Origin of the sequence: Neorhizobium galegae (genome assembly GCF_017877055.1) — a bacterium.
Classification (GTDB): domain Bacteria; phylum Pseudomonadota; class Alphaproteobacteria; order Rhizobiales; family Rhizobiaceae; genus Neorhizobium; species Neorhizobium galegae_D.
Genome location: NZ_JAGIPG010000001.1, coordinates 1,577,731 through 1,591,701 on the forward strand (window position 1 = coordinate 1,577,731; position 13,971 = coordinate 1,591,701).

At 54.5% G+C, this 13,971-nt stretch carries 11 protein-coding genes; 8 read left to right on the forward strand and 3 right to left on the reverse strand.

What is annotated here, in order from left to right:
* Positions 1 to 232 precede the first annotated feature (232 nt).
* From J2857_RS07315 to J2857_RS07350, 8 genes are all read left to right on the forward strand, one after another.
* Positions 233 to 787, forward strand: a complete 555-nt coding sequence (locus J2857_RS07315; RefSeq protein ID WP_210009407.1) for a single-stranded DNA-binding protein — start codon at positions 233 to 235, stop codon at positions 785 to 787.
* A gap of 263 nt (positions 788 to 1,050) precedes the next feature.
* On the forward strand, positions 1,051 to 2,325 hold the full coding sequence (locus J2857_RS07320) for a tyrosine-type recombinase/integrase (protein WP_210009408.1): 1,275 nt from the start codon (positions 1,051 to 1,053) through the stop codon (positions 2,323 to 2,325).
* A complete protein-coding gene (locus J2857_RS07325) occupies positions 2,318 to 3,841 on the forward strand; it encodes a site-specific integrase (RefSeq protein ID WP_210009410.1) in 1,524 nt (507 codons plus the stop codon). Before J2857_RS07320 ends, J2857_RS07325 begins: the two co-directional genes overlap by 8 nt.
* Entirely contained in the window at positions 3,838 to 5,976 is a 2,139-nt protein-coding gene (locus tag J2857_RS07330) for a hypothetical protein (protein ID WP_210009412.1), read from the forward strand. The genes J2857_RS07325 and J2857_RS07330 overlap by 4 nt, the downstream gene beginning before the upstream one ends.
* 3 nt (positions 5,977 to 5,979) lie before the next feature.
* Positions 5,980 to 6,438: a hypothetical protein gene (locus J2857_RS07335; protein WP_210009414.1), complete on the forward strand. Its 459-nt coding sequence runs from the start codon at positions 5,980 to 5,982 to the stop codon at positions 6,436 to 6,438.
* Positions 6,435 to 6,842, forward strand: coding sequence for a hypothetical protein (locus J2857_RS07340; RefSeq protein WP_210009416.1), 408 nt, complete (start codon positions 6,435 to 6,437; stop codon positions 6,840 to 6,842). Before J2857_RS07335 ends, J2857_RS07340 begins: the two co-directional genes overlap by 4 nt.
* Positions 6,839 to 8,737 (forward strand): AAA family ATPase, encoded by a 1,899-nt coding sequence (locus tag J2857_RS07345; protein ID WP_210009418.1) that lies wholly within the window; start codon positions 6,839 to 6,841, stop codon positions 8,735 to 8,737. The genes J2857_RS07340 and J2857_RS07345 overlap by 4 nt, the downstream gene beginning before the upstream one ends.
* A gap of 766 nt (positions 8,738 to 9,503) precedes the next feature.
* Positions 9,504 to 10,604: an ImmA/IrrE family metallo-endopeptidase gene (locus J2857_RS07350; RefSeq protein WP_210009420.1), complete on the forward strand. Its 1,101-nt coding sequence runs from the start codon at positions 9,504 to 9,506 to the stop codon at positions 10,602 to 10,604.
* 4 nt (positions 10,605 to 10,608) lie between these two features.
* Here J2857_RS07350 and J2857_RS07355 read toward each other — a convergent pair whose 3' ends face one another.
* From J2857_RS07355 to J2857_RS07365, 3 genes are all read right to left on the reverse strand, one after another.
* Entirely contained in the window at positions 10,609 to 11,541 is a 933-nt protein-coding gene (locus tag J2857_RS07355) for a hypothetical protein (RefSeq protein WP_210009422.1), read from the reverse strand.
* A 2-nt stretch (positions 11,542 to 11,543) separates the two neighbouring features.
* Complete coding sequence (locus J2857_RS07360) at positions 11,544 to 12,590, reverse strand: thymidylate synthase (RefSeq protein ID WP_210009423.1); 1,047 nt, start codon at positions 12,588 to 12,590, stop codon at positions 11,544 to 11,546.
* A gap of 204 nt (positions 12,591 to 12,794) precedes the next feature.
* Positions 12,795 to 13,586, reverse strand: coding sequence for a hypothetical protein (locus J2857_RS07365; RefSeq protein ID WP_210009424.1), 792 nt, complete (start codon positions 13,584 to 13,586; stop codon positions 12,795 to 12,797).
* Between the last annotated feature and the right edge of the window lie 385 nt (positions 13,587 to 13,971).

Below are 13,971 nucleotides of genomic sequence, written 5' to 3' on the forward strand. Positions count from 1 at the left end.
AGGATCGAAGGCCCTTATGTAGTGATTGATCCGCGACTGTCGAGACGAAACTGCTGGCATGCAACGCCGTTCCCGAGTCGGTTGACAGCACTATAGGAATAAAATAGAACAAATAAAGAACAAATTTGCCTGTGGATTAAAGATCGCAAAAACCCAATGGCTGGGCCCGATGGGCTAGAGTGCCGCGATTGATTTTTGGTGCCGTTACCGGGCGGCAGATGAGGTGATGAATATGGCTGGTAGTGTGAACAAGGTAATCCTGGTGGGGAATGTGGGGGCTGATCCTGAAATCCGCCGGACGCAGGACGGCCGGCCGATCGCCAACCTTCGCATCGCCACGTCCGAAACCTGGCGCGATCGCAACAATGGCGAACGCCGCGAGAAGACCGAATGGCATACGGTCGTCGTCTTCAACGAAGGTCTCTGCAAGGTCGTCGAGCAATATGTGAAAAAGGGAGCCAAGCTTTATATCGAAGGCGCGCTCCAGACCCGCAAGTGGCAGGACCAGACCGGCAACGACCGTTATTCGACGGAAATCGTGCTGCAGGGCTTCAACTCGACGCTGACCATGCTGGATGGTCGCGGCGAGGGCGGTGGTGACCGCGCTGGTTTCGGCGGCGGCGGCAATCGGGTCGGCAACGATTTCGGCGGTAACGACTTCGGCGGCGGTGACGATTACGAGCGCCGACCCGCTGCGGGCGGCGCGAGCCGCGGCGCTTCGTCCTCCGGCGGTCAGCCGTCCGGCGGCAATTTCTCGCGCGATCTCGACGACGACATCCCATTCTAGGGTTCCGTCGTGCTGCGTTCGTAAACTAAATCAGTCCAAGCGATTGTTTTCTAACGCAATTACAGTTTACAAACTGACCTGCTACGACGCCCCTCCACCCAATCCAGGGTGGAGGGGTTTTTTTGTAAACTAACACATCTGGCTAAAGTATTACGATCACTGATCGCAATAAGCCATTGATTTAAATGATCACTGATCATTTAGAATAAGGGTTGACTAACCACGTCTCAGGTTGCAATGCATTTTGCGACACGGGGCGGCTCATGGACTTTAGTGCGGTAAATCCTTTTTCTGTGACATGGGGCAAGTTCGCCAACGGCGAGCGCATGCCATTCCTGGTCTCTCCCGAAACCGGTATGCCCTTAGAGGAGCCAACTTATTGGATCACAGCAGACCGTCGGGCTATGGGGATGCAGCCGAATACGCTCTCTAACGAGCTTCGCGCGTTATCTTATCTGTATTTATGGGCTGCTGCTCGCGGTGTTAATGTCTCCCTTAGATTGAGCGAAGGGGTGTTCTTCTCGCTCAGCGAGGTTTTGGACATTGCAAATTTTTGCGGATTGTATGTTGCCGACGCGGCAAAACAGATCGCACCAACCTCTCCTAAAGTGGTGTCACTTAATAGCAGGCGGACATCAAAACGAGTTCAGGCGGGCGAGAAGCAAAACCGACTAACGGCAATAAGAAGATTCATTGAATTCACAAGTGCGGACTTCCTTTCACGGCTTTCGCCATGGCCACATAGATGGAGCTATTATAGCGCCGTCCGGAACGAGTGTCTGAAAGCTCTAGATGGACAACGGAAGGGGCTAGTCCGGCGCAACAATGACGATGTTGGGCAGCGGGAAGGCTTGTCCGAAGATGCAATCAAGCGGCTTCGGGACGTGATTCAGCCAGACCATCCAGAAAATCCATTCAATAAAGAGGTCCGGTTTCGGAATTATTTAATCGTCCTGCTCTTCCTGAACCTTGGCGTAAGGCGCGGAGAGCTAGGTGGTCTAATGGTTGCGGATTGCTCCCTTGGGTCAAAGGGAACTCTCACAATACACCGTCGTCCGGACAATCCGCATGAAACTCGGTCTATGCCAGCGGCAACGAAAACGGCGGCGCGGCTATTGCCGCTCGGAGGCAGACTCACCGAGCTGCTGCATGAATGGATCACCCAATATCGGGCTAAAATACCAGGCGCTCGATTTCACCCCTACCTGATTGTAAGCAGCGAAACCGGTAAGCCGATGTCTCTCTCTAACTTCAATAAGATTTTTGAAAGATTGCGGAATGTGGTGCCCGGCCTGCCAAAAGAGCTTTCGCCGCACGTTCTCCGGCATAGTTGGAATGATTGGTTCTCTGAAGAGAGCGACAAAAAAGGCTTCGCGGAGGAAGACGAGATCAAATGGAGAAAGCGCCTGATGGGATGGCGCAGCGAAGACTCTGCCGCTCACTACCTTCGCAGAAGCGTTCGACGCCGATCAAACGAAGTCTTGGAAACCATGCAGAACGAGTTAACGATAAAAATGCCAGGTTCAACCGATGAGTGAGCTTACTTTTGGTGCCGAACTTGCTGATCTGCCACCTTTGCCGCTGACCACGGCGACCAAAGATGGTCATGTCTTTGCACCACGCTCGGATGTCTGGCCGCTCAGGGCCCTAGTTACGAACTCCAGAGCGTTCGACTTCAGTCGGCTCACGTCCATTAGCACGCGCATGATACACAAGTTGAAACTTGGGCTGATCTGGCATCTCGAACATTATTCATTCAGCCACGCCATGAACCTATATCAGCGGATGATTGATTTCTACTATGAGGTTCTCGCTCGGAAGAACGTTGTTGCTGATACAATCGAGCTTTCTGACATTTTAAATTATCGAGCGACTCTCAATAGTCAAACGGAGTGGAAGCTTGGCGCACTACGCATACTATTAGAGAACATAGAAGACTTCGGTTACGGATTTTGCTCGCCAGAGGTCAGAGATTATCTTCGAGAAGCGACCATCAAGGGTAATGTTAAAGGGGTATCGATCCGAACGCGCGATCCCAATGAAGGAGCTTTCTCCGATTTAGAGCTGATGTCGATCCAAGCATCCATCAATGATGCATATGCTGACGGCAAGATAGGGTTGTACACATATGCTGCTGTCTGGTTGTTCTTGGGCTATGGTCCCAGGCCAATCCAGATCGCGGCTCTGAAAGAGAACGACCTTGTTGTTTCCGAGAATGATGGCGCACGAGCGTATGCATTGCGGATGCCTCGGGCCAAGCAATTCGGTCAGGACCCTCGGGCCGCATTTAAAACGAGATACTGCAGCAAGCAAATTGGCATGTTGTTGGAGGAAGTCATCCAGGTCAATCGCGAAAGGCGAATACGGCTTGGACTAATCGGTGACGATTGGCCCATGTTCATGGCAAGGAAAGATGGCGAGTTGCCGGGCTTGCAGTTCCATATGTCTTCGCAACAAGTTGGCTATCTCTTGAAGGACGCAGCATCTCGCGTGGTAGGGTTGAAAACCAACGCAAAGCGGTTCCGGATCACCCTTGCCCAGCGAGCTGTCGATGATGGCAAAGACAAACACACTGTCGCTGAGCTTCTCGATCATTCCGACACTCAGAACGTTGGCGTCTATTATGAGGCAAGCCCAGCGGTCGTACCGCGCCTTGACCGCCACCTTGCAATGGAGTTGGCACCAATAGCGCAAGCTTTTGCCGGTGTAGTCGTAACGGTGAACGGCGAGCATGAGCGGAAGCTTGGTCCCACCAGCGGTATCTTCGACCGTTCATTGAACAATGCCGCTGATGACGCGCTCGGCTCATGCGGACAAATGAGCTTTTGCGGACTGGCGATCCCGTTCGCCTGTTATACCTGCCGTCACTTCAAACCCTGGCTCGATGGTCCGCACGAAGAGTTCATGGCAGCGCTGATCGATGACCGGGACCGGATGATTGCAGAAGACATATCGCCGAAGCTGTACACCATTCGCGACCGGACGATCCTAGCCGTGGCCGAGGTGATCCAGCTTTGTGCTGCGCAGCTTGACGAGGAAGAGGTCGCTGCATGAACGGGAACGTCGTCAAACTTTCTTCCGCTCAGATTATTCACCCCGCTGATCGCGTTCGCGAATTTATAGAGTTGGCACAGACCCAGATCGACGCGTTGATCCCGCACCATGCCTGGGGCGAGCTTGTCTGGGCAGTCGGTGACAGCTTCCTTACCAAAGGTCAAAATCGCGACAACCGCATCCTGGCCTTCGTGAACAGGGATGCGACGATCTCTAGCAAACAAGAAGTCACTGGTGAGGCCTTGCATCCGGCGATCATCGATTTTGCCAAGGCTTATTGCAGGTATTTACATGTGACCTCTCCTGTTACTTACGAAAACACTCGCAAGAGGTTGGACGCGGTCCAGTTGATCGAGGCAGCATTCCGTCAGTTGGGGCTCGACCCCGCAATCGAAAATCTGAATGTCGTTGTCCTCAACAAAGCGGTAGAAATCGCGAAGGAAGGCGTCGGTGCGGGCCGCCACTATCAGTTCGCGATTTATGTCCAGCAGGTTCATCGGTTTTGTATGGACCGCCAAGCCTTGAACGCCCCGTTTCCGTGGAAACACGGCGTCAGGAAGCCGAAGAATCGAACTGAGGAAATCGGCCAAGAAGCAAAGGAGTGGCGCGAAAAAAAGCTTCCGAGCCCAGAGGCGTTCCACGGCCTCGCTCATGTCTATCGAAACGCCGAAACGGTAAGAGACAAGCTGTTCAGCGCCGTCTGCGCGATCTGCATTGCCATTCCTATTCGTGCGCACGAAGTGCTCCAGCTTCGTCTCGACTGTGAGGTATCGGGCAAAACGAAAGCGCCTGACAGCGTTGAAGAGATCGAGACCTACGGCATTCGCGTTTGGCCGGGAAAAGGCAATCCGCCCCAAGTCAAGTGGGTTCCGACCCAGATGGTTGATCTCGTCACGGAAGCCATACAACGCCTTCGCGAAATGTGCGAGGACGCGCGAACGACCTGTCGTTGGTATGAAGAAAATGCCGGTAAGCTCTGGCTTCCGGCAGCTTCAGAACCTGCGAGGGCATCTGGGCAGCTTCCACTGACTGATCTTCAAGAGATTTTGAAGCATGAAGCCTCCGGCGACAAGACCGGAATGCATTTGACGGCTCATTGGGTACGTCAGATTGGCATTGAACACGACGGTGGCCGTACAAGATACCAAGCGATGAAAAACGTAAGATTGGCTTCTCTAGCAAAAGCTATGCTGTCGCGGATGCCGAGGGACTTCCCGTATTACAACGGCGAGAAGGATCAGCTGTACTCTAATACGCTGTTCGTCTTGGCCGGTAATGGCATATCCGCAATCCAGAAAACGGTCCCCTTTTATGTCGAGAAAGCTACGGTCCAGGCCTTTGAACAATGGCTATCTGGTCATGATAATGGTGTTAAGCGCTCCGTATTCCAGCGTTGGAACCTAAAAGAACGCGATGGGTCGGACATTGAAATTACCACACACGCATTCAGGCACTGGCTGAACACGGTTGCGCAGTTCCGAGGGATGAGCGAACTCGACATCGCAAAATGGAGCGGTCGCGAAGCATCCCAGAACAAGGCTTACAACCACGTATCACCCGAGGAAACGTTGTCTCAAATCAGGCAGGCGCTTGATGACGGTAATGCAATCGGACCGATGTTTGAAGCCGCCAGGGTTCGAGGCGTAAACCAGCCTTTAGACCGGCGTGAGTTTACCGAAGCACAGATCGGGTCCGCTCTCCTGAGCGATTTTGGTGTATGCGTCCATGATTATTCTCTACTTCCGTGCCAGAGCTTCGGCGACTGCCTGGGTTGCTCCGAGAACGTCTTCGTAAAGGGAGATCAGACTCATCGAGCGAAAATCGCGAAACGCCTGACGATCACCGAAAAGCAACTGGACGACGCCCTCGTCGCAATGGGTGCAGATTACTATGGCGCGGATAAATGGGTCGAAACCCATCGGCGCAGCATCGAGCGGATGAAACAGATGCTCACAATCCATGATGATACAAGCATTCCGGACGGTACAATGGTCAACCTGGCGGACGTTTCCCAGGATAACGCCGTCGCGATGGCTATCCGTGACCGCAAGGCCCTCGGCGACGAAGAACATGAGGTCGCCCTCGACGATGACCCTGATTTGGCTGACATCATGGCAATCATGGACGAGGATTGATCGATGGCGGAAGCTCGTCTGACCGATACCGAGGTCGACAGGATCGTCAAACTCCTGACCACCTGGCAGGGTAAGCTGAGCTGGGAGCTTTTGCTCCGGCGGGTCACGCCGTCGCTGGGTCGAGAGTTCACGCGGCAGGGGCTCGATAAACAACAGTCTATCAGCATCGCCTTTAAACAGGCCAAGGACAGGCTTCGCATCCGAGCCCTAAAATCTTCCCCGGCGAACGTCGATAGCAGGCTACCCGAGCTTGTGGCAGCAGAGAAGAGGATTGAAAACCTTCTTGCTGAGATTGGGGTCATGAAAGCAGAGAAGGATAGGCTCCTAGAGCGGTTCGCGACGTGGTTATACAACGCGCGGAGCCGAGGACTGACGCAATCCGATTTGAGCCAACCGCTTCCGCAGATTGACCGCGATCACAGCGAGCGGAATAGCACCACAAAAGTAGGTCGCAAACGATGAGCCTGAACCCTTTCCAACAGGTCAGCGAAGACAACTACTCTAAACTTGAGCAGTATCTCGACCGGCTAAAGGGTGCGGGCCTCAAGCTTCCGTCGCGTGGCGGTAAGGTCAACAAGACCGCCGTCGCAACGACTTGCGGCTTCAATCGCGAAACATTCGTCCAAAACGAGCGCTTCAACGAGCGTCTTCTCCAAGGCGTCGCTGATTTGGGTTTGGAGGAAAAGAAGGCTCCCGATGAAATATTGGACCCGACCGATACGCCGAAGCGCGATACGGCCGACAAAACCCGGATCACGCAACTTGAACAGCAATTGGCGTCCGTGCGCAGCGAGAACTACGAGCTTCGACGCCGCCTGGCACGATACGAACATTCGACCGCGACCGGAAAGAGGGTGATCCCTTGACGGTACTCCCTCGTGGCAAACACTTGATCGACTTTATGGCTTCACGGCCAGAGTTCGTCGGCGTGGGCAAGGCCACGGCCAGGCGGCTCTGGGAACGCTTCAATACCGACCTTTATGCGATCCTCGGCAACGGCGACATTGATCGTCTAGCCGAGGTCTTGGACCGCAATCAGGCGGCAATCGTGATCGATGCATGGCGGACACAGCAGGCGACGGCCGACTGCGTCGTCTTCTTCGACGAGCACGGGATCGACAACCGGTTGGCGCGAAAGGCTGTGAACTTCTGGGGCGATCAGGCCGTCCGCAGCATTCTGGACAATCCGTACCGCCTTCTGACCGTTTGTACCTGGACGCAGGTCGATGACGTCGCGCTTCGGCTTGGTATGTCGAAAGACGACCCGAGAAGGCTGGTCGCGGCGGTAGAGGGCGTTCTCTATGATCGGCTGGATCGAAAACATACCTGGTGCTCCCGCTCCAAGCTCGTCAAACTGACGGCCGAGCGGCTCCGGGTGAGCCCACAAGCAGCAGGGGAAGCTGTCGAGATTGCTGTGCGGGACGGCGCTGCGATCCCGATTGACCAGGGTTATCAGCCTGCGGGCGCTGCCTACATGGAGCGGTACATCGAGGACCGCATCCGGCGGCACATAGCTCGAACCGTCACCAGCGACCTCTTCCTCGATGGAATTCCCACAGCGCAGGTCGACACCTTTCTGCAATCGCTTGGCTCATCGGTCCGCTTGACCGATGAGCAGGCAGCGGCGGTCAAGATGGTAATGGCCAACACGTTCTCTCTTCTCATTGGTGGCGCGGGCGTAGGAAAGACCACCGCACTTCGGGCAATCAATGCAACGGCACGGCACTTCGGAATGAAGGTCTATCAGTTGGCCGTCGCCGGAAGAGCTGCAAGCCGAATGTCGGCCTTGACCGGTCAACCAGCGCAAACAATTGCATCGTGGCTGAGAGCAGCCGCAGATGAAAAGATCGAGGTCGGACGCCAAACACTCATTATAATAGACGAAGCGTCGATGCTGGATTTGCCGACGCTATACCGTATTCTGTTTTACCTTCCGGACGACGCTCCACTGCTCCTCGTTGGCGATACCGCGCAGCTTCCGCCAATTGGCTTCGGCCTTACACTTCATCGCCTCGTCCTTGAGAACGCAGTGCCAAAGGTCGAACTCACGAGGATACTTCGGGCTTCCGAAGCCACCGGCATCCCGCAGGTCTCGGTCTCGATCCGTGAGGGTCGTCCAGAGAGGCTCGCCGAGTATGCTACAGGCTCGACGGGTTGCTCGTTCCTCACTGCCGATCCTCATCAGATGCTCGACTGCCTGGAGGACGTCATGCACGATCTTGCCAACGAGGAGGTTCAGGTCGTGGCGGCAACCTACGGCGGTGTGGCCGGTATTGACGCCATCAATCAGCACTTCCACCAACGGAACCAGAAGCGGGGGCAGCAGAGTCAATTTGGATTTGCGGTCGGAGACCCGTGCATCTGGCTTGCGAACGATTACGACCGCCGTCTTTGGAATGGCTCGTTGGGCCAGGTGACGGGATTTGATATTCAGAATGTTCTCGTGGCTTTCGACGGGGCTCGACACCGTATCCCGGTATCTGAACTGGACCGGCTGGGTCTGGCCTATTGCATCAGCGTTCATAAGGCGCAGGGCAGCCAATTTGCCAACGTTTTGGTTCCACTGCAAAAAGTCGCCAACCTGGATCGGGCCATGCTCTACACAGCCGTGACGAGAGCTACCGACCGGGTCATCATGGTTGGATCGCAAGCGACCTATGTGGCTACGGCAAAAGCGCGGTCCGCATCGATGGAGCGAGACGTCGCTCTTCATCTTCGCCTGCAAAGCTCTGATCTGGAAACGGGCCAGCCTTGCGGCTAGCCCGTCATCGTTCACACGGTCATCGCCGTCCCCGGCTGTACCGTACCGAATCGGTATCATGGAAATCGTTCACTGCAAATATCCTAGCCGGTGAATGGCGGGCTTGCCCGCCAGAGGGGCGGCAATGAGCCCCTGTCTTCACTTTAAAAGGGCCGGAGACTGAGCTGCAAGCACTGACGTCCAGAATTGGCAGGCGACACTATTCTGCACCAAGTAAAATGCGCCTCGTGATCTCTGATGGCACCAGTGTACAATTCGAATTGGTCTTCGAAGATCAGCAATAATAGCTAATTTTGGCGAATATGGCCGGGGCGATTTTTTTGTCGGGTATAACTGGTGGTTGATCGTAATCGAGCGAAGTGTAACGTTGTTGTAGTACGCGGATGATTCCCTCTATCAACATGATGTTGGTTGTAAACAATCGGATAGGGAGGCGTGTTCAGTGACATTTGGGCAAGACCGATTTGCAATTGACATACATATCCACAGCCATTCGGCAAGTGACGCTGGACAGCGAGGTCGCGCGGCAGCTACTCGGCCCGCAGCGTGCAAGCATCTATCAAGGCCTGATCGCTGACCTTCGGGAAGCCGACTTCTTAGGCGAGGTTCCCGGGGACCGGCTCGTTCAGGATACTGACAAGGGTCTTCTGGTATCATTTGATATCGGAGATCGGACTGCCCTGGTGGTTGAACCACTGGATAATGATTGGCAAAGCGCTCACCGGGTTTTGCTGCGGAACATAAATCGCGATCAAGAGGTCATTGTATGAGCTTTGAGCCGAATTGGGCTTCCGCGCCCGGCGCGACCATCATTCGCCTAATGGACGCGAAAGAGATACCTTTCGACGATATGGCGTCAGGACTTGGTCTTTCAGAGACCCAACTCCAGGCTCTTATTGACGGGCGTGCCCGGATCGATGGACAGTTGGCCTCGGCTCTTTCAGAGAATCTTGGTTCGACGCCACGCTTTTGGCTGGCACGCGACAAAACGTATGTTGAGGAACTCTCGCGCCTAGCCCCAGACAGCGGTAATGTCTCCCAGTGGATCAAATCTCTGCCGATCCGTTCCATGAGAAAATATGGATGGGTCGATGCAAATCGTGGAGAGGACGCCATTTTGGCTTCCGCCCTCCGCTTTTTCGGCTGCGATGACCTTCTTTCCTGGAATGCCAAGTATTCGGCAGGCGTGGGGGTTGTTGCTTTCCGTACCTCATTTGCGTTCGAAGCAAATGAAATGGCCACCCTTGTATGGTTGCGTGCTGGGGAAAGCCAGGCTGAAAGGTTAGACTTGCCAGAATATGACCGGCAGGCATTTATCGATCTTTTGCCTCGCTTACGCCGGTTATCGGCATTCAAGCATCCGAAAACATTCCTTCCTCGACTGATCGAGGCATGCCGTGCGGTGGGTGTCGCAGTCACGACCGCCCGAGCGCCGGAAGGCTGCCGCGCCAGTGGAGCATCGTGGGTTCTGAGTTCGCGGCATCCGATCATTCATCTCAGCTTCCGACACCTGTCGGAGGACCACTTCTGGTTCACCTTCTTCCACGAAGCGGCTCACGTCGTGCTGCATGGGGAAGAACACATTGACGTCGATGGAAGCAATCCGTCGATGGAAACCAATTCAGCAAAAGAAGACGAGGCTGACGAGTTCGCGCAGCGCCTTTTGGTTTCGCCCGAAGCGCTCGACGATTTGAAGCGGAATCCCGCTCCGAGAAGGATATTAGCGGCCGCCCGACATCTTGGCGTGACGGCAGGTATCATCATCGGCCAGCTGGAAAAGGTGGGTGCACTCCCACCAGGTCGCTTGAATAGAATGAAACATCGCTACAGATGGTCTGAAGACGCGTTCTTTCCTGAATCCGCTTGAAGCATTACCCTTTAAAGTAGATATATTTGTCTGGTGACTTCTGCCAGTTGCAGAGGCTGTCCTCTATCACCTGTTTGCCGGTCTGAAGATAGTTGTCTAAGCCATCGACGCGAGGTGATAGCGAGATGGCCGATGCTGCGTGATTGGTTGAATTATAAAAAAGCAGCTTCGCGCCGGAGAGTGGGCCGGTCGCCCCGACGATATAAGCGCTCCCTGCTTCGATTGGAGCTAAGTCGAGTTTCGATAGCATTGTCAGAAAATCGAATTTCCCCAGGCGACCAAAGCCGTGGACGGCATTCAGCGAGCGGTACAGTTCATCAAAGACCTCCGTCGGGTTTTGGCCAACACGCTGGTGGGTGCTCTGGATGAGCTGCGCGAAGCCGCCGACCTTGAACTGCCAATCGTAATATGTGTCGAACACCGCCGAAATGGCAGCCGGTTTCTTTGATTGGTATTGGCGGTGGTTCGAATATCTGCCGGATTTGGTGGGGTCAGCGAGAGCGGTCTGGTTTTGAACCAGCATCTGATTGAAAGTGGCCTGATTGTTACCGTAGGTCACGACGTCCCAAACCGGACCTGCGCCGAACGAACCAAGGATATTGGCTGCCAATTTCCATCCGTCGAGAACGTGCTTGCCAAAGTGGGTCGCGACAAACGCCATCCACACAGCCTCGTCACGTTTGCCTAACTTGCCAAGACGAGCGGCAGCTCGGATCGGATCAAACAACAGGTCGTGGGGATCATCTCGCGAAGGATCGATTTTAGCCGTCGTCAGCAGCTTCATGTACTCAATCCGACGCAGGCTGGAGATCAGCTGATCAAGCCAGGTATCCTTCCGAGCTGCGGTCGACAGGCCCGCCAGTTTGCCATGAGCTTGCTCATAAGCGGTGATAGCCGCGTCAAGCTGGGCTCGCCGATCATAATGTGCGCGTTGCAAATCTATTTTCCTCTGAGGTAATCTTTGGCACTCTGGTCGCTGCTCAGGACCTTATTCAATCTATCGAGAGCAAATGTTTTGAATCCTGGAGAGAGGTCCTTGACGTGTGTTTTGATCACGGCCGCTGTCTCAGCATCCTCCAAGGTCGCATGGATTTTCAACATGACCGCCATGTCGCGCCAATAAGGTGTCATAGATGCGGGAATGTCGGCGGCCGGTAACCCAAGTCGCAAAGCTTCCTCCACCCTAAGGAATTCACGGATGCTTTCCCAAGGGTCGCCTGCAGGCATAGGGACCATCGGCACGTCATCGAGATAGTGCTCGTTGATATAGCTTTGTGCCATCTTTCGTGGCTTCAGGTCTTCGGTGTCGTCATAGAGGTGGAGGCTGCCGACCGAATGGAAATAATGGCCGACGTCGTAACCGAGTTGGCGTGCTGCAATCTCTTGGAACATTGTAAATGAGAAAATGTCGTGTGGAAGGCCAAGGTAGGCATCATTGGACCGCATATGAGCTTCCAAATCCAGTAGTCCGTCCCTGACAACAAACTGCAGGCTGCAGGTGCAGGGTATATCCAGGCTGTCGCGTCTGACGTCGGCATTGGAAAGTAACTGGATCGTCGCGTTTCGCGATCCGGGCCGTTCCTTCAATGTATCGATCACCCGCTGCCACTCTGTACCGATTTTTACCTTATCTCCGACCTTGTATCGCCCGCGAATGCCAAACATCCGCTTTCCATATGCTCCGTTGAGCGTCGTCTTATCATCTGAAAACTCGTCGTACCGGTCGAGGTAATGCTTGATGAAAGGAAGGGCGTCGCTACCGGCGAGATACCAAGACATTTCGCCCAAGGCGCTGGTGATTTTGGAACGGCCGATTGAGCGACTGACACGCGCCCTGGGATTCTTCAGTTCAAGAAGAGCGCCGAAGATTTCCGTGCTAAAGCCTTTACGCGAGTAAACGCGTCGGTTCCGTTGATCATCGGAAAGGAGCTGCTGATATACCTGTCGCAGCAGGCCGTCGATGGTTTCTGCGGTGGCTGTGAACAAGAGTGACCCGAATCAAGCGCCGTTAAACTTTAGCGATATTATATCCGTTGCTTTAAGATACTAGGGGTGGAAATGTCCGGTGAATAGGTCGGTGGGTTTACGGAGCCGCGCCTGTGGTGACGGTCAGCGCGAAGGTCCAATGAGACCGAGAACGCCCACGCTTTTTCGGTTGCCCCAATCGCAATGATCCATGCCAGAGAAGCATCACTTTGCCGCGACGCCCGTCAACGGGCTGATGGTCTTTTGCATCTCGTCGACGAACATTTCGATCATCTGCGTCGCTTCCTCTTCTGCGGCCTTGACGTAAACGTCGCGCACAGAAAGGAGTCGCCTCATTTTTTCCTTCGGGTCGTCGGTCTTCTCGCCCGGCAGCAGCTCGGACAGGTTGGCGAGAAGCCCCAACAAGTAGTCTTTGAGGTCTTCCTTCGTCGAGTCGTCCGTTGCGATCATCAAGTCGGCCAAGCGGGAGGTCATCGAGGGCCTCTCGTGCGCATGCACGACGCGATGCCTGTCGCGAAGACGCCAATCGAACTGCTTCTTGAAACGTTTCTCGAACTCTTTCGCGCGATTTTCACTCCCCAAACCCAAGTCCGTTGCAACATGATGCGCGAAGTCGAGGATATCCCCGCCTCGTTCGTGAATGACATACAGCTCATTCTGCCGCAAACTGTGGCTATGCAGTTGCCAAGCAGCGATCATTTCTAGTGAGCCCTTGTTCAGCTCTACGCGGTACTGCGTGATGAATGGGTAAATTCTTATGCGTTCGCAGTAGCTAAGGACCTCCGAGGATACGAGCAGGGGCAAAGACCTAACCGTCGTGAATTTCTTCGCGCCATTTTCGCTTAAGCGCTTGGCAACCGACTTTCTGGTTGCCGAAGATACCAGCTGAGCCTCAGGAATATTGGCGGCATACTTTTCCAACACACCCTTCGACCAAAGCGAAATGGCTTGTACAGCCTCCTTTGTCACGAGCTTTGGATCGTCTTCTTCCTGCATGAGTGTTCCATCAAAAAATGAGTGGGAGCATACATCGACTTAGATGAAGGATTGGCTACCCGCTTTGTTCGGGGTAAGCGGTGTCCAGTTCGCACCCTTGCCAGTTGTCAGTCTACTCGCGCAAGCGAAGGAAGGTGAAGCCGGAAGTGATGACACCCGTGATAATGGTCCCGATGACCGTGCCCGTTATCGGGCCGACGTCGCCGGGTGAGGGATGTGCCGTCGATAGAGCCGCTGCATCGTCCTTCGAAGAGGCCTTGAAACTACGTTAATGCGGGTGGAAGGCGACAGCGATGCGAATTCGAACAATGCAAGGCGAGGATGCCCATCTCGCCGACGATTGCAGGGCTACATTCATGCAATCTGGCCTTGATTAACATCTTGT

Bases quoted from the DNA above. Each gene is read 5' to 3' on its own strand.
- J2857_RS07365 (WP_210009424.1), bottom strand. From the start codon at position 13,586: ATGCAGGAAGAAGACGATCCAAAGCTCGTGACAAAGGAGGCTGTACAA.
- J2857_RS07320 (WP_210009408.1), top strand. From the start codon at position 1,051: ATGGACTTTAGTGCGGTAAATCCTTTTTCTGTGACATGGGGCAAGTTC.
- J2857_RS07315 (WP_210009407.1), top strand. From the start codon at position 233: ATGGCTGGTAGTGTGAACAAGGTAATCCTGGTGGGGAATGTGGGGGCT.
- J2857_RS07340 (WP_210009416.1), top strand. From the start codon at position 6,435: ATGAGCCTGAACCCTTTCCAACAGGTCAGCGAAGACAACTACTCTAAA.
- J2857_RS07350 (WP_210009420.1), top strand. From the start codon at position 9,504: ATGAGCTTTGAGCCGAATTGGGCTTCCGCGCCCGGCGCGACCATCATT.
- J2857_RS07325 (WP_210009410.1), top strand. From the start codon at position 2,318: ATGAGTGAGCTTACTTTTGGTGCCGAACTTGCTGATCTGCCACCTTTG.
- J2857_RS07335 (WP_210009414.1), top strand. From the start codon at position 5,980: ATGGCGGAAGCTCGTCTGACCGATACCGAGGTCGACAGGATCGTCAAA.
- J2857_RS07330 (WP_210009412.1), top strand. From the start codon at position 3,838: ATGAACGGGAACGTCGTCAAACTTTCTTCCGCTCAGATTATTCACCCC.